This is a genomic window from Streptomyces sp. NPDC058685 (assembly GCF_042714725.1).
Classification (GTDB): domain Bacteria; phylum Actinomycetota; class Actinomycetes; order Streptomycetales; family Streptomycetaceae; genus Streptomyces.
On the sequence record NZ_JBHXSL010000033.1, the window covers coordinates 1 to 14,746 of the forward strand.

At 70.1% G+C, this 14,746-nt stretch carries 13 protein-coding genes and 1 pseudogene; 5 read left to right on the top strand and 9 right to left on the bottom strand.

The features are described from left to right. Positions 1–52: 52 nt before the first annotated feature. The 6 genes and pseudogenes from ACFWU3_RS24110 to ACFWU3_RS24135 all read right to left on the bottom strand — a co-directional run. Entirely contained in the window at positions 53–688 is a 636-nt protein-coding gene (locus tag ACFWU3_RS24110; RefSeq protein WP_384441217.1) for a TetR family transcriptional regulator, read from the bottom strand. Next, positions 685–1,620 (bottom strand): hypothetical protein, encoded by a 936-nt coding sequence (locus ACFWU3_RS24115; protein WP_384441220.1) that lies wholly within the window; start codon positions 1,618–1,620, stop codon positions 685–687. Before ACFWU3_RS24115 ends, ACFWU3_RS24110 begins: the two co-directional genes overlap by 4 nt. Next, positions 1,617–2,099, bottom strand: a complete 483-nt coding sequence (locus ACFWU3_RS24120) for a hypothetical protein (protein WP_384441223.1) — start codon at positions 2,097–2,099, stop codon at positions 1,617–1,619. Before ACFWU3_RS24120 ends, ACFWU3_RS24115 begins: the two co-directional genes overlap by 4 nt. Before the next feature lie 3 nt (positions 2,100–2,102). Beyond that, positions 2,103–3,320 (bottom strand): macrolide family glycosyltransferase, encoded by a 1,218-nt coding sequence (locus tag ACFWU3_RS24125; protein WP_384441226.1) that lies wholly within the window; start codon positions 3,318–3,320, stop codon positions 2,103–2,105. Next, positions 3,317–4,282 (bottom strand): patatin-like phospholipase family protein, encoded by a 966-nt coding sequence (locus ACFWU3_RS24130; RefSeq protein ID WP_384441229.1) that lies wholly within the window; start codon positions 4,280–4,282, stop codon positions 3,317–3,319. The genes ACFWU3_RS24125 and ACFWU3_RS24130 overlap by 4 nt, the downstream gene beginning before the upstream one ends. A gap of 358 nt (positions 4,283–4,640) precedes the next feature. Further along, positions 4,641–5,300, bottom strand: a pseudogene (locus ACFWU3_RS24135) (nitroreductase); the annotation flags it as partial. Between the two features lie 134 nt (positions 5,301–5,434). On the opposite strand from ACFWU3_RS24135, the gene ACFWU3_RS24140 reads away from it, so the two are divergent. Continuing rightward, positions 5,435–6,085, top strand: a complete 651-nt coding sequence (locus tag ACFWU3_RS24140; protein ID WP_384441232.1) for an FMN-dependent NADH-azoreductase — start codon at positions 5,435–5,437, stop codon at positions 6,083–6,085. Between the two features lie 261 nt (positions 6,086–6,346). Here ACFWU3_RS24140 and ACFWU3_RS24145 read toward each other — a convergent pair whose 3' ends face one another. Together ACFWU3_RS24145 and ACFWU3_RS24150 are read right to left on the bottom strand one after the other, a co-directional pair. Continuing rightward, a complete protein-coding gene (locus ACFWU3_RS24145; RefSeq protein ID WP_384441234.1) occupies positions 6,347–6,844 on the bottom strand; it encodes a MarR family winged helix-turn-helix transcriptional regulator in 498 nt (165 codons plus the stop codon). Between the two features lie 142 nt (positions 6,845–6,986). Further along, positions 6,987–9,434 carry a SpoIIE family protein phosphatase gene (locus tag ACFWU3_RS24150; RefSeq protein WP_384441237.1) on the bottom strand — a complete coding sequence of 816 codons (2,448 nt, stop codon included), beginning with the start codon at positions 9,432–9,434 and terminating at the stop codon, positions 6,987–6,989. A gap of 529 nt (positions 9,435–9,963) precedes the next feature. On the opposite strand from ACFWU3_RS24150, the gene ACFWU3_RS24155 reads away from it, so the two are divergent. The 3 genes from ACFWU3_RS24155 to ACFWU3_RS24165 all read left to right on the top strand — a co-directional run bounded on the left by ACFWU3_RS24155 (position 9,964) and on the right by ACFWU3_RS24165 (position 12,581). Beyond that, positions 9,964–10,683 (top strand): alpha/beta fold hydrolase, encoded by a 720-nt coding sequence (locus ACFWU3_RS24155; RefSeq protein WP_384441240.1) that lies wholly within the window; start codon positions 9,964–9,966, stop codon positions 10,681–10,683. A 218-nt stretch (positions 10,684–10,901) separates the two neighbouring features. Then, a complete protein-coding gene (locus ACFWU3_RS24160) occupies positions 10,902–11,570 on the top strand; it encodes a HEAT repeat domain-containing protein (RefSeq protein WP_384441243.1) in 669 nt (222 codons plus the stop codon). A 6-nt stretch (positions 11,571–11,576) separates the two neighbouring features. Continuing rightward, positions 11,577–12,581 (top strand): MerR family transcriptional regulator, encoded by a 1,005-nt coding sequence (locus tag ACFWU3_RS24165; protein ID WP_384441246.1) that lies wholly within the window; start codon positions 11,577–11,579, stop codon positions 12,579–12,581. Between the two features lie 16 nt (positions 12,582–12,597). On the opposite strand, the gene ACFWU3_RS24170 is transcribed toward ACFWU3_RS24165, so the two are convergent. Then, complete coding sequence (locus ACFWU3_RS24170; protein ID WP_384441248.1) at positions 12,598–13,509, bottom strand: glutaminase; 912 nt, start codon at positions 13,507–13,509, stop codon at positions 12,598–12,600. Between the two features lie 663 nt (positions 13,510–14,172). On the opposite strand from ACFWU3_RS24170, the gene ACFWU3_RS24175 reads away from it, so the two are divergent. Continuing rightward, positions 14,173–14,715 (top strand): EF-hand domain-containing protein, encoded by a 543-nt coding sequence (locus tag ACFWU3_RS24175; protein ID WP_384441251.1) that lies wholly within the window; start codon positions 14,173–14,175, stop codon positions 14,713–14,715. Positions 14,716–14,746: the final 31 nt, after the last annotated feature.

A 14,746-nucleotide genomic window follows, 5' to 3' on the forward strand; every position in this document is an offset into this window, starting at 1 on the left:
CGTCTCCCCGTCGCCCATGGCGACGGGGAGACGGGCGGTCGGGTCTGCCGGGCTAAGCACGGGGCTCGTCGAAAAGGACGTCGATGGCGCGGGCGAGCAACGTCATCAGCTCCTCGAAGTCGAGTGAGGCCAGTGGTTCCATCGGGCAGACGTAGCGCAGCATGACGAGACCGGTCAGATGTGCGGACACCAGGGACGGGAACTCCGGTGCCCGCCGCGTCTTTTCGGGGGCGATCCGGCCCAGGCACGCTGCGAGTGCCGTCTCGATGCGGTCGCCGAACTCCTTGGCGATCGGCTCGTCCGCCAAGGCGGTGCGGAAGACGGCGACCAGCGCCGGGCGGGTCGACGCGTTCTCCCAGTGGGAGAGAAACGTCCGGGCGATCCACGCGCCCCGGTTCGTCGGCCCGGCCGTTGCCCTGTCCGTCAGGGAGTCGAAAAGGGTGGACACATCGATCCGCGAGGACACGGCGTGCTGGAAGAGGCCGCCCTTGTTGTCGAAGAAGTGGTGGATCAACGCCGGGTCCACGGCTGCCTGTTCGGCGATCCCGCGCAGTGTGGCTCCCGCATAGCCCTTGGCGGCGAAGAGTTCGAGCGCGGCCGTGAGGATCTGCGCCCTCGTACCGCTGTGTCCCGGGCGGCGGCCTCCGCCCGGTCGCCCCGCCCGGCCCACTCGCGCCGAGGTGCTCATGACGAGTGCTCCACGGCCGGACTCACGCCGTCGCGGGCGCGGATGATCGCGATCACGGTGTCGGCGGTGCGGTCGAGGTGACTGCGGCCGTCGGACAACCGGGCCGTCGTGCTGATGTAGCTGCGCGGACCGACGTGGGTGGCGGGGTCGAGACGGTGCAGGGTGATCTTCCCGGCGCGGCGGGCCCGGTTCCATGCGCTCCAGCTGAACAGCCGCCAGCGCTGGGGAAAGATCCAGGTACCGATCCGCGCGATCCGGTCGCTCGCGCTGCCGAGCAGATGCAGGTGCTCGGCACCGGTGAGGTCGTTGGCGCCGTTGTGGAAGCCGCCGAGCGTGATCAGCAGGAGCGGGCAGCGCAGCCGGCGGTGCAGTTCCTCGACCGCGCCGCCGGCGACCTGGGCACCGCCGCTGTAGCTGAGCAGCACCACGGGGACACCGCTGTCGGGCCGGTAGCCCGCGAACGTGAGCTGCGTGGCGATCTGGCCGCCGACGGCCCGGTTGTACAGGGGGCGGTAGCGCTGGTCGGCGGCGACGAAGATCTGCATGACGTTGTGCAGGAACAGCAGCAGTTCGATCCGGCGGCGCAGCCACGCCCACACCGGTCGGTCGGCAAGCGGGTCGGCCAAGGGCGAATAGGGCTGCACCTGTCCCAGAACCCGCAGTTCCGGGGCTCTGGCAAGCAGAGCCTTGACCAGCTGGCCGCCGTCCCTGCTGTCACGTACCCGGCGTTTGCCGATGCCGTCCAGGTAGACGAGATAGGCGCGCGGGGGAGTGTCGGGGGCCGCCCCGCGGGCGTACGGCACGCCCTCCGGAAGCTGGGTGGTGGGGGCCCGCCAGCCGGCGCCGTAGGCCAGCACCTCGTAGCGGGCCAGCAGCGCTTCGGCGAGGAGCGCGGGACCGATCGCGAAGACCCAGAGCAGGAAGCCGTTCATGCGATCGACTCCCGTGCCTCGGCGGCGCTGATCCTCACGACCAGACGCCGGACGGCCTCCACGGCGATACCGAGCCCGGCCCCGGCCATGGCGACGCAACCGGCGGCGCCCCACCAGCCAAGGTCGGTCGCCGCGGTGAGCGGGCCGACCAGACCGGCTCCGACCCCTACGAAGAGCATCAGGTGGAGGAGTGGCCCGAGCAGGGGGAACGCGAGGACGGCGGAGAGCATCAGCGGGGCAACCTGCTGCGGCGTCCAGCCCAGCCCGGCGCCTGTCGTCGGGGAGGAGAGCACCAGCTCCGCCAGGGTCCACGTGGTCAGAGGCCACAACGCGAAGACGGCACCCTCCACGAGTCCACCGGCACAGAGCAGTCCGGCCACCCGGGGCCGCGACATGCCCGGCCTGCGTACGGCCAGAGGCAGAATGCGCCCGGCGGCCTCCGACACTCCGGCGAGCAGCAGCAGGACGGCGAGTGTCATGGCTCAGCCTCGCCGTGACGGTCGTGCGGGATTCGTCCGGCCGGTGGTGTCGGCCATGTACCGTTCGACCTCGTCGGCAGCGCGCCGGTAGCCACCCGCCTGGTGCTGGGCGCCCCGCAGCATGGTGGCGGCCGTCCGGAAGCGGGGGGTGTGGAGCAGGCGCTCGGCGAGGGTCCGTACGGAGTCTTCGGTGACGTCCTCGGTACGGATGGACAGACCGGCGCCGAGTTCTTCGACGCGCCGGGCCACCATCGGCTGGTCGGCGCCCTGGGGAACCACCAGCATGGGAACCCCGGCGTACATGGCCTCGTTGACGCTGTTCATCCCGCCGTGGGTGACGAACAGTTCCGCGTGGGCCAGCACCTCCGGTTGCGGGACGAAGCGGCGGGCGAGCACATTGCCCGGCAGCGGACCCAGCGCGGTGGGATCGGTCTGTCCGGTGGAGACGATGACACTGGCGCCCAGTGGGGCGAGTCCGGTGGCGAAACCGCGCAGCAGTTTCGGGTCGGCGTTGAACACCGTGCCCAGCGACGCGTACAGCACCGGGTGCCGCAGCCGGTCGGCCGGGAACGACGGGTCGGCCGGACGGGCGCCGATGCTCGGGCCCACGAACCGGTAGGACCGGTCGAATGCCTCGGCGGCGGGCTGGAACGTCCGCGAGGTGTAGACGAGGTTGAGCGGCTGGCGGATGTTGCCCATGTCGAGCAGGGGCAGCCCTCTCGTGTCGTACCGACGGTGCAACCCCCAGCGCGACCGCAAGTAGCCCCGGAGGCTGCCCGGTTGCGTCGCCCCCGCGGCCAGCAGCTCCCGGGAGCCGCCGGTCGGGCTGGGCACATGACGGTTGAACGCGAAGGTGGTGAACGACGACGCCGCAGGCACCTCGAGCTCGCGGGCGGCGACAGCGCCCCACGGACAGGCACTGTCGTGAACGATCAGGTCCGGCCGAATGCGGCGCAGGTCGGTGAGCACCGCGGGCAGCAGGCGAGCGGCCGCGCCCGCAAGCCCCTCCATCAGGGTGATCGGCGTGGGCGGGTCGGGGAGCGGCTGGTCGCCTCCGGGGTAGAGGTACACCGTCGCCCCGACGGCCTCGATCTCCTCACGGAACGCGGGCGATGTGTGATAGGTGACGGTGTGGCCGCGCCGGACGAGCTCGGCCACCACCGGCAGTGTCGGGTTGACGCGCCCGTGCATGGCGATGTTGAGGAACGCGATGGTACTCACAGGGCAACCCCCGGTCGTGAGGATGTCGTTGCCTCGCCCGTGCCTGCCGACGGCACAGGGGCGTCGGCCCGGTACAGGCCCGGCCCGCTGACGCGCAGCTCGTCGAGGAAGCGTCCCGCCGTACGGGACGCGGTGCTGATCAGACGCCGGGAGTGGCCGAAGTCCCACGGCGCGGGCCAGGACTCGACGCCGGTCGGCAGGACGACGGTCGGGATGTGCCGGGCCACCTCGTGCAGATCACGCTCGACCTGATGACGCATCAACAGCAGCCCGGCCCGGGAGGCGATCGCGCCGGCGCGCCGGCGCGGGACCACAGGGCTCAGGGGTGAGCTCTCCGGTCCTGTCGACACGACCACCACGCTGGCGGCTCCGGCCTGCAGGGCGGCCAGTACCGGGACGTACGCGATCACCCCACCGTCGACGAGCGTCCTGCCCTCCCGGTCGACCGGGGGCAGCATCCCGGGAACGGCGGCGCTGGCCAGCAGCGCGGACTCGAGGTCTCCGTGGTCGAGCAACGCCGGAGCCCCGGTGGCCAGGTCCATGGCCACCGCGGTGAACGGGACCGCCAGTTGCTCGATCCGAGACGGCAGCCCGGAACGGGCGATCAGCCGACGCAGGCCGCGGTCGGTGAAGACGCTGGCGCGTGAGGGCGCGTAGCCGAGGGGGTACACCTCGCGACGGCACAACCGGGTCCACACATGATCGAGCCACGGTGCGGCCCTGTCGGGGTGCGCGGCCGCGATGGCGCCGTTGAGGGCGCCCACCGACGTACCGATGATCATGTCCGGGACGAATCCGCGCTGCTCCAGCGCGTCTCCGATACCGACATGCGCCGCTCCGAGCACGCCACCGGCGCCCACGGCCACGGCCACGGGACGGGGAAGGGAGCGCAAGCCCGCCGACGTGATGTCTTCGGGTGGCTCGCCCGACGGCGGGGGGTCGGCCCCCTTGTCGCCCGTCATGGTTCGGCGCCTCTCACGGCCACGACCGTTCGAGAACTCGCCACTGTTGCCCGAGCGGACACACGGGGCCGTTCTCCGGTCACCGGTAATTCTCATGATCAATTTCCTCACCACCGCACGGAATCGGATCGGTCTCTCAACCAGGTCCGGGCGGCAGTCCGATCTGTGACACCCACCGGTCGATGCGTCGGGTGAAGCCGCCCCTGAGCCGTGCGGCGATGCGTGACATCCGTGGGCGGCCGGGTGCTGGGGGCGTTGAGGGCTGCGTGGTCGTGGTTGGCTGCCGGTGAACCACTGGGACGGAGCGGGCGGGCCCCGTGTGCGGCGGAGTGTGAACCGGGCCCGTGGCGTCCATGGCGTCGACGAACGTCACCGTCTCACCGAGCGGCGCCCTGCCGGTCCGGGTGTCGTCGACGGCTGCGTCCTCGAACCCGATCGACATGCCACAGAAGAGCAGCGCGTCGTCCGGGGGTGAGAGGACCTGCGCGACGGTCGCGTGATACTTCGCCCACGCCATCTGTGCGCAGCTGTGCAGCCCCTCGGCGCGGAGCAGCAGCATGACGGTTTGCAGATACATACCGACGTCGGACCACTGCGGGCGGCCCAGATCGCGGTCGATGTAGCAGAACAGGGCGGCGGGCGCGCCGAAGCACTCCCAGTTCGCCGCGGCGGCCCGCTGGCGCGCCTCCAGGTCCTCGCGCGGAACCCCGAGTGCGCCGTACCGCTGCTCGCCGAAGGCGGATCGGCGTTCGTCGTACGGGGACCTCAGCGTGGGCGGGTACTGCTGGTACTCCGGCTCGTCCCAGGGATCTCCCGTGGTCACGCGCTCGTCGACGAGGCTCTTGAGCTCGGCCAGCGGCTCACCGGTCAGCACGTAGGCGCGCCACGGCTGGAGGTTCGACGCGGACGGCGCCCAGGCCGCGGCTGCCAGCACGCGTTCGAGTACGTCTCTCGGGACCTGCCGGTCGATGAATCCGCGTACGGCGCGTCGGCTCCTGACCGCTTCATAGACGTCCAAACCCGGCCGCCTCCGATCTGTTCCACGTCTCCGGCTTCGTTGCAGTCGCGATGGTATCATTCGAGACGATCACGAAAGCAACTACTACTTCTGACCCCTGGCCCCGCCTCGGGGCCGTTCTGTGGAGGAAGCCCATGGCCACGCTGCTGCACATCGACTCGTCCGTGTTCCCCGGAGAGGCGTCCGCGTCTCGTTCCGTCGCCGACGCCTTCCGCACGGCATGGGAGGAGCAGCACCCCGAGGGCACGGTGATCTACCGCGACGTTGCCGCCGACCCCGTGCCGCACATGACCCTCGACGCTCACACCGCCGGCCTCGCCGACCCGTCCGAGCGCACCGCGGTGCAGTCCGCCGCGTTCGCGGCCCGCGTGGAGCTCATCGAGGAGCTGGAGCAGGCCGACGCGGTCCTGATCGGCGCCCCGATGTACAACTTCTCGATCCCGTCGACGCTCAAGGCGTGGCTGGACAACGTGATACTGCCGGGTCGTACGACGGGGGAGAGCCCTTCCGCCCAGGGCACTCCGGTCACGGTCGTCGCCAGCCGGGGTGGTTCCTATGCGCCGGGCACACCCCGCGAGGGCTTCGAGTTCGTCCAGAACTACCTGGAGGCCGTCCTCAGGGGCAGCCTCGCACTTGAGCCCGTTTTCATCGTTCCGGAGCTCACCATGGCCCCGCGGAACCCGGCCATGTCCGACCTGATCCCCCTCTACCGGGCCTCGCGCGAGCGGGCTTTCGCGGACGCGGCCACTCAGGCGAAGGAGCTGGCGGAACGCCTCGGCGCGTAGGCCTGAAGAGATCGACGCGGTGTGACGTTGCCCGGCGGGGCGTCACGCCGCGTCGTCGACGGCCGGCGCGTGTCTTCTCGGACGGCATCGGCGGGAACGCCTGCGCCGATGTCCTGGCCGAGGTGCGCGCCATGATCCCGGAGTCGGATCTTCCCGCGGTTCTGGAGGCCGCTCTCGGGCGGAATCGCTGATGGCTCCGCCGGGGACCACCCGCAGGCGCCCGGCCCTGAAGGCGGTCGAGGAGGCAAGGCTTGGTTCTGTCTAGCGCTCCGCTCGTCCTTCGCCGTCGGAGGGGTGGGCGAAACGGGTCAGCAGGTCCCTCAGCTGCTCGGACTCGCCCGGCTCCAGGTCGGCAACCAGGCGCTCGTTCAATGGCTCCGCCGCCTCGTGGGCCGCGTCGAAAAGCTCGATGCCCTGAGGTGTGATCTCCACCGCCCGCGCCCGCCGGTCCCCGGGAACGGCCTTGCGTACGGCCAGGCCCTTGCGCTCCAGATCGTCCACGACGCGCATGATGCCCGCCTTGTCCGTCCCCGTCGCCTCCGCCAGGTCCCGCTGCACCGTGGCGCCGCGGTCGACCAGGACGATCAGTACGGCGAAGTGGCGCAGCTCGATGCCGAGCGGGCGGAGCGCCTCCGTCATGACCGCGGCCGCGCGCCAGTGTGCCCGGCGCAGCAGCAGGCCGAGGGCGAAGGGTGAAGGGTCCCCGGGGCGGTCGGTCGCACGCGAGGCTGTGGTGCCGTGAGGGCCGTCGGCGGTCATGAGGGCATTTTAGCAGTGTCGTTTCATTTGAAACAGTATCGGACGAAATTGACTTGGGTGTCCCGCTGCCCAGCGCCTCTCGGCCGGGCCCCGAGCGGGCAGCGCCGGCGCTCGGGGAGTGACCTGGGGAAGGCGTGCACATTCAACCAACCAGATCTTCTTCCGCCCAGACGACCTTGCCGTTCGGTATCGAGCGGCAGCCCCATCTGCGGGACAGCTGCGCGACCAGGCTGAGGCCGCGGCCGTTCTCGTCGCCGGTGCGTGCGCGACGCAGGCGTGGGGAACAGAGGTCGGTGTCGGACACCTCGCAGGTCAGGACCTGGTGCCGGATCAGGCGAAGGTGAATCGGACCGTCACTGTGGCGGACGGCGTTGGTCACCAGTTCACTGACAATGACCTTCGTGGAGTCCACGAGATTCTCCAGACCCCATGCGGTCAGCTGACCGTCCGCCAGGTGCCGGGCGGCGCCGGCAGCGGTCTGGTCGTTCGGCAGTGTCCAGGAGGCGACGCGGTCCGGACCGAGTGAACGGGTCCGTACGACGAGCAGGGTGGCGTCGTCGCGCGGTCCCTGATCCGGGAGCGTGTCCATTGCTCCGGCGCAGAGGTCTTCCAGGGACCGTCCTGGTTGGGCCAGAGCGGCGGCCAGACGCTGCATTCCCACGTCGATGTCGTTGTCACGGCTCTCGATCAGGCCGTCGGAGTACAGGGCGATGAGGCTGCCCTCCGGCAGTTCGAACTCCACGGCCTCGAAAGGGCCACCCAGTCCGATGCCGAGCGGGGTGCCGGTCGGAAGCTCGGGGAAGGTGACGCGGCCCTGCGGGTCGACGATCGCGGGGGGAGGGTGCCCGGAGCCTGCCATGGTGCACGTCCGGGTGACCGGGTCGTAGACGGCATAGACGCATGTGGCGCCCACGACCGTGGGTGTCTGGTCCAAGGCGTCCGCGTCCTCCTCCGCCAGTCGCTGGACCGTGTCGTCGAGATGGGCCATCAGCTCTTCGGGAGGAAGATCCATGTCGGCGAGCGTGTGGACCGCCGTGCGGAGCCTGCCCATGGTCGCGGCGGCGTTGATGCCGTGCCCCACCACATCGCCGACGACGAGAGCCACCCTGGAGCCGGACAGCGGAATCACGTCGAACCAGTCGCCCCCGACGCCGTGGTCCATGTCGGCCGGCAGGTAGCGCGAGGCCGCCTCCACCGCCCGACCACCCCTCAGACGGTGCGGGAGCAGATGGCGTTGGAGGGCGAGGGCCACGGAATGTTCACGTGCGTACTGGCGCGCGTTGTCCAACGCCATCGCCGTGCGGTTGACGAGTTCTTCGGCCAGGAGGAGGTCGACCTCCTGGAACGGCGCCGGGTTTCCGGTGCGGATGAACAACGCCACGCCCAGCAGGGTGCGTCGCGTGCGGATGGGCACGACCATGAGGGAGTGCATGCCGCTCTCATGGATCTTCTGGGCCCGTACCGGGTCCTCGTCGATCCAGGTACCCGGAGCGGTGTCCACGATCGGTTCCAGGTGGGAGGTACCGGTCAGCAGGACATCGGCCAGGGGTGAAGGGGACGGAACGGGGACCGTCTCACCGCGCCCCCAGGCGGATTCGGGGACCCCGAGGTGGATCGAGGCAATACCCGCTCGTCGGAATGCGGGAAGTCGCTCGCCCATCGGGCCCACGCGGATCGAGGCCCCTTCGCCGAACGGGACCGACTGCTCCAGATCGACGGAGGCGTAGTCGGCGAACAGTGTCACGGCGAGGTCCGCCAGTTCCTGACTGGTCTGCATCACGTCCAGCGTTCCGCCGAGGCGCGTACCGGCCTGGCCCAGAACGGCGAGGCGTTCGCGCACCCGCCGCGCCTCGGTGACATCGACGGTGATGGTGCACACCCCGAGTGCTTGGCCCCCCGCGCCCTGAAGGCAGAAGAACGAAGCGGCGAAGGTGTGATCCTGAGCCGGACCCGACGCCAACCACGTCCGGTACTCGTGGACCCGGGTGGTGCCGCTCTCGATCACCTGCCCCATCACGGCCTCGACTGCTTCGGACTTGGCACCCGGCAGCGCCTCGACGAAGCGACGCCCCAGCCGCCGGTCACGGGGAACGCCGTCGTGGCTTTCCATCGTGTCGTTCACCCAGGTGCAGCGCAGCTCCGGGTCGCGAACGGAGATGCCGATCGGAGCGCGGACGAGCAGCGACTCCCGTGCGGATCCGTTCACCTCGCGCCCCGCGAGCGGGCCGGCGTCGCTCACGGACAGGAGCCACCGGACTGCTCCGCCGTACCCGCTCACCTGCGAGAACCGCAGGTTGATGTCGAGCGTGTGGCCGTTTTGATGGCGTAGCGCCGTGCTGCCCGGCCAGCCGTTGCGGGCACGGCACTGCTCGACGAAGGCCGATGTCGTCGGCGCGTCCTCGGCGCCCGGCAGCACGAGGGCGACAGACCCACCGACCACGTCCCGGGCGGAGTGCCCGAGGAGCAGTTCGGCGACCTGGGTCCACGCGACCACCGTCCCCCGCTCGTCGACCATCGCGATCGCCGACTCGGAGGTCTCGCGCGTCTTCGGCTCAGGGCGACCGTAAGTCACCTCGTCAGTCATGGTCATGGAGCTGTTGTCCTCACAGGATGGGGGGGACCGTACGGGCGCCGAGAGGCCATGCGCGGACGGCTGCGGCCATCAGGAACCACCGTGGGGATGGACGACCGCAGCGAAACGTCATCGCTGCTGTTCTCGAACCCGACGCAACGCAGCCGCGGCAGTCGGGCTGCTGCTCTGCGAACCGTCATGCCAGATGACCGGATGGCGCTCTGGCCTGTGACATCGCTCCCGGAGCCGGCGACGACGCGGCGATGTGTCCCGAGGACGAGCAGCTGTCCGTCGAGGGAGTTCTGCTGCCGAAGCCCGGCGACGCCACCCATACGGGCCCCGTGGTGTCACACCCCGGCAGTCGGCTCGGTCGTAGCGATGAATCGGCTTTTCGAGCCGAACCACTGCGATCCGCAGGACGACGTAGCCGGGAATCCTCCTGTCGTTTCTCGTCGCGAGACCTCAGAAGCGACATGGAGTTCCACGGGTGTCCATTGGTGCGCCCGAACAGTGCGCGTACTCCTGCATGCAAGGAAGAGGATCAACCATGAATGAACAGACGCCGACCGTCGTCCTCGTGCACGGCGCGTTCGCAGACTCCTCCAGCTGGAACGGCGTCGTGGAGAGGCTCCAGGCACACGACTACTCGGTCGTGGCCGCCGGCAACCCCCTGCGCGGCCTGGCCACCGACGCCGAGTACATCAGGCAGCTCGTGGCCTCCATCGAAGGCCCCGTCGTCCTCGCCGGCCATTCCTACGGCGGAGCCGTCATCAGCAGCGCGGCGCAGGGCCTCGACAACGTCAAGGCGCTCGTGTTCGTCGCGGCGTTCATGCCCGAGAAGGGCGAGAGCGCGCTGGACATCGCGGGCATGTTCCCCGGCAGCACCCTGGGGGAGGCTCTCTGTCCGGTGCCGATATCGCTCCCCGACGGCAGCCGGACTGTGGACCTCTACATCAAGAAGAGCAGGTTTCACCACCAGTTCGCCGCCGATGTGCCCGAGGAGACGGCGTCGATCATGGCCGCCACGCAGCGTCCCGTGACCAACGCAGCCCTGGCCGAGGCCGCGTCCGCCGCGGCATGGAAGGACATACCGTCCTGGGTTCTCGTGGCCACGGAGGACCGGAACATCCCGCCGCAGGCGCAGACCTTCATGGCCGAGCGCGCCGATGCCATCTCGGTCTCCGTCACCGCCTCCCACGCCGTGAGCGTCTCCCACCCCGGAGACGTAGCGCGCCTGATCAACGAGGCGGCGCAGGCGATCCTCTGAGCGCAGCTCGCCGGGCCCGATCACCGAGCGCGGTCGTGGGGGAGGGGCGGCCGATTGCCGACGCGATGGGCCGCCCCGGACGTCCGGCACGTGGTGGGCGGTGCCGGCTGCTCAGGTCTGCTCCCCGGCAACGGCGCCGGACGCCCGCACCGCCTCGTGGCCGTCCTTGACCTTGTCACGATGACAAGGTCTTCACTGGGGCCGAGGAGGTGGTTCCGGTGACCATGCCGCAACAGGACACGAACACATCGCGAGGTCGTCAGGGGCTGGAGAACAACAGCCCGTCGGTACGGCTGAGGGCAGCGCTGGCGGTCGGCACGAGCCCGGACGAGGAGTTCATCGACCTGCTCATCGAGAGATGCGCGGTCGAGTCCGAGTTCTTCGTGCGCGACATGCTCACCTGGGCGCTCACCCGCCATCCGTCGTCGACGACGATCCCGAGACTCATCGACGAACTCGGCTCGGAGCGTACGCAGGCACGCAGCCAGGCGTTGCACACACTGTCCAAGATCGGGGACCGGCAGGCGTACTCCGCGATCACGCGGGCGCTGCTGACCGACACCGACGACGAGGTGGCGCGCAGTGCGTGGCGGGCGGCCGTCGCTCTCGTGCCCGAGGGTGAGGGACCTGAGCTGGCCGACGTGCTGGCCACACAGCTCGGGCGCGGTGAGCGGGAGACGCAGTTGAGCCTCAGCCGGGCGATGATCGCGCTGGGTGAGACGGCCGTGCGCCCCCTGCGTACCGCGATGATGGATGTCGACCCTCACGTGCGTCAGCACGCGATCGCCACGGAACGACTCTTGCGCGACCCGGATGCCGGGTTCGAGTTCGCGATCGAGGAAGCGAAGCGCATCGTGGCTCTGGGGACGAACAGCCAGGACGGGTGACAGGCAGTGTTGATCGGTGAGGTGGCACGACGGTCCGGAGTCAGCGCCCGCATGCTCAGGCACTACGACTCTCTCGGTCTGGTGCGGCCCACCGGGCGTACCGATGGGGGCTACCGGGAGTACTCCGGCGAGGACATCCGGCGGATCTTCCACATCGAGAGCCTGCGGTCACTGGGGCTGACGCTGCGCGAGGTCCGCAGCGCACTGGACGATCCCGGCTTCCGGCCCGCGGAGCTCGTCGACGATCTGATCCGGCAGACGCGAGAACGCATTGCCGGTGAGACGGCGTTGCTCACGCGGCTTCGTCGGATCGGCGCCGCGGAACCCGCCGAGTGGGAGGACGTCCTCCAGATCGTTGCGCTGCTCCATGCCTTGGGGTCGGAAAGCGCGGGCAAGCGCCAGCGCGCGGCACTGTCCTCGGTCGACGACGTATCCGTCCCGGTGGAGGCTCTGGTCGAGGCAGTGTTGAGCGAGACGGACCCGCACGTCGCCGGAGCCCTTCGATGGGCTCTGGCGCAATCGAGCGACAGCGCTGTGGCACTCCTGGCGGAAGGGCTGGATTCACCGCTCGCCGACGTACGCAAGCGTGCCGTGCAGTCCATCGCCGAGATTCCGGACGATGGAGCGACCGCACCGCTGCGGGGCGCCCTCACGCACTCCGACAGCGTGGTCCGCAGCTATGCCGCTCTGGCACTCGGGGCACGCGGGTTCGCCGACGCCGTTCCGACGCTCATCGACATGATCGTCGAGGGGATTCATGACGTCGAAGCAGCCGACGCGCTGAGCGTGTTGGCGAGGCGTCGTGCGTTGGCGGAGCAGATCTCCGCCGGGCTGGTCGCCTGCCTGGCCCCCGGGGCCCTGGAACCCGCTGCCCGTCGCCGGCTGACACAGGCGCTCGCGGACATCCCGGGGATCACGACGTCGCGTGCCCTGATGGACCTGTCGCACGACGAGGACCGTGCTGTGGCGCTCACCGCGACCTACCTCCTCACGCTGCGCAGCGCGCCATAGGCGCTTGGGGCGGCGGTCAGAAGACCGAGAGCCCGGTCAGGGTCGTGAAGCGGTCCAGGGCCGCGACACCCGCGACCGAGTTGCCCCGCGCGTCGAGGCCGGGGCTCCAGACACAGAGCGTGCAGTGCCCCGGCACGACGGCGACGATTCCGCCGCCGACTCCGCTCTTGCCCGGCAGCCCCACCCGGTACGCGAACTCGCCGGCTGCGTCGTATGTGCCGCACGTGAGCATCACCGCGTTGATCTGCTTGGCTCCGCTGCGGGTGAGGAGCCGGGTGTTGTCGGCGCGCAGGCCGTGCCGGGCGAGGAAACGGCAGGCGAGCGCCAGATCCGCGCAGCTCATCTCGATCGAGCACTGCCGGAAGTAGTGTTCCAGGAGCGTGGGGACGGGGTTGGCGATGTTGCCGTAACTGGCCATGAAGTGGGCCAGCGCGGCGTTGCGGTCCCCGAACTCGGACTCGGACCGTGCGACCTGTGCGTCGAACCCCAGCTGCGGATTGCCGCTCTCCTGCCGCAGAAAGGCGAGGAGATCGTTGCTGGCATCCCCGCTCAGGGTCAGCAACTGGTCGGTCACCACGAGGGCGCCGGCGTTGATGAACGGATTACGCGGGATGCCGTTCTCGTACTCCAGCTGGACCAGGGAGTTGAACGGGTTGCCCGAGGGCTCGCGGCCGACGCGCGCCCAGAGTCCGTCCCCTCCCTGGGCGAGGGCCAGCGCCAGCGTGAAGACCTTGGTGATCGACTGGGTCGAGAAGGGCCGCTGCCAGTCACCGATGCCGTGGACGGTGCCGTCCACCTCGGCGATGGCCATACCGAACAGGTTCGGGTCCACACTGGCCAGAACCGGGATGTATGCGGCGGGCTTGCCGCCGCCGACCTGCGGCGCGATGTCCTGAACGATCTGTTCCAGGACGGCTTGGTAGTCCATGCGGGGGCGCCCTATCGCGGCTTGGCGGTCGGGTGGGGCGCTGCCGTTGTGGGGCCCTCGGTGCGGGGGAGGGGGCCGATGTCGGTGAGGAGAGGCACTCGCACATTCTGCACCGCGGGGGTACGAAGGGGCGCCGGCGCCCGGCAGGACGAGAGCCCGCACGGGGCTGCGCGGCCGGGCCGCCGTGTCGCCGTGGCCGGGACCCGCTCGGCCGGGACCTCTCGGCCGGGCCGCCGGGCCTCCATGGCCGGGACCCGTCCCTGCCGTGCCCATGCCCTCGCGTAGCGCTGTGTCTCCCTGCTCCAGGCGTCGTTGCCGCTGATCCAGGACCGGAGTGTCGAGAGGTGGCGAGCGAGGTGCGGTTCTTGTTCGGGGAGTCCGTAGCGGGGCGGGAGGACGGTGGCCGTCGCTTCGAGGCGGAGGAATGTCTCCATGAGTCGGTCGTGGCTCCGTTCGAGGAGCCCGATCGCTTCCGGGGCGGTCATGCCGCCTTCGCCCTCGACCCGACCCCGTCCCCGTGCCCTCTTCGCACGGGTGACCCTTCGCCCATATGTGCCCGTGGGAGCGCGGGCGCGCCCGACCTACAGTGATGTGCGGTCCTCCGTCCTCCGGGGCGGTTGCCGACGGTTCATGGTTCGGTTCGGCGTGGGGAAGGGGCTGCACATGGCCAGCGCGTTTCAGGAGCGCAAGCTCGAGGGGATGTTCGCCGCATTCGATGCCGACGGCGACGGCCTTCTGCGCGAGGAGGACTTCGAGGCGCTCGTCGCTCGTTGGAGTCGGCTGCCGGGCGTGGACCCCGGGACGGACCTGCAGGCAAGGGTGACGACGCTGCTCATGGGATGGTGGGCGGCGCTGCGGGAAACCGGCGACAGGAACGGGGACGGCGCGGTCGACATGGACGACCTGCTCTCGCTCGTCGACAAGCTGCCCGCCATGGCCGGGGACGTCACCGCGACCGCCGACACCGTCTTCGACGCGGTGGACGCCGACGGCGACGGCCGGATCTGTGCCGAGGAACACCGCAGGCTCGTGGAGACCTGGACGGGTCGGCCTCTGGACGCCACCGGCGTCTTCGAGTTGCTCGACCTCAACGGTGACGGCCACCTCAGCCGCGAGGAGTTCGCGCAGTTGTGGCGCCAGTACTGGATGAGCGACGACCCGGGGGAGCCGGGCAACTGGCTCTGCGGCCGCTTCGCGACCGGGTAGTCACAGGTATCGCGACGGAGCGGCCGCGACG

Excerpts from the sequence above, each read along its gene's own strand:
- ACFWU3_RS24170 (WP_384441248.1), bottom strand. The coding sequence starts at position 13,509 with ATGGACTACCAAGCCGTCCTGGAACAGATCGTTCAGGACATCGCGCCG.
- ACFWU3_RS24140 (WP_384441232.1), top strand. The coding sequence starts at position 5,435 with ATGGCCACGCTGCTGCACATCGACTCGTCCGTGTTCCCCGGAGAGGCG.
- ACFWU3_RS24120 (WP_384441223.1), bottom strand. The coding sequence starts at position 2,099 with ATGACACTCGCCGTCCTGCTGCTGCTCGCCGGAGTGTCGGAGGCCGCC.
- ACFWU3_RS24155 (WP_384441240.1), top strand. The coding sequence starts at position 9,964 with ATGAATGAACAGACGCCGACCGTCGTCCTCGTGCACGGCGCGTTCGCA.
- ACFWU3_RS24145 (WP_384441234.1), bottom strand. The coding sequence starts at position 6,844 with ATGACCGCCGACGGCCCTCACGGCACCACAGCCTCGCGTGCGACCGAC.
- ACFWU3_RS24150 (WP_384441237.1), bottom strand. The coding sequence starts at position 9,434 with ATGACCATGACTGACGAGGTGACTTACGGTCGCCCTGAGCCGAAGACG.
- ACFWU3_RS24115 (WP_384441220.1), bottom strand. The coding sequence starts at position 1,620 with ATGAACGGCTTCCTGCTCTGGGTCTTCGCGATCGGTCCCGCGCTCCTC.
- ACFWU3_RS24175 (WP_384441251.1), top strand. The coding sequence starts at position 14,173 with ATGGCCAGCGCGTTTCAGGAGCGCAAGCTCGAGGGGATGTTCGCCGCA.
- ACFWU3_RS24110 (WP_384441217.1), bottom strand. The coding sequence starts at position 688 with ATGAGCACCTCGGCGCGAGTGGGCCGGGCGGGGCGACCGGGCGGAGGC.
- ACFWU3_RS24130 (WP_384441229.1), bottom strand. The coding sequence starts at position 4,282 with ATGACGGGCGACAAGGGGGCCGACCCCCCGCCGTCGGGCGAGCCACCC.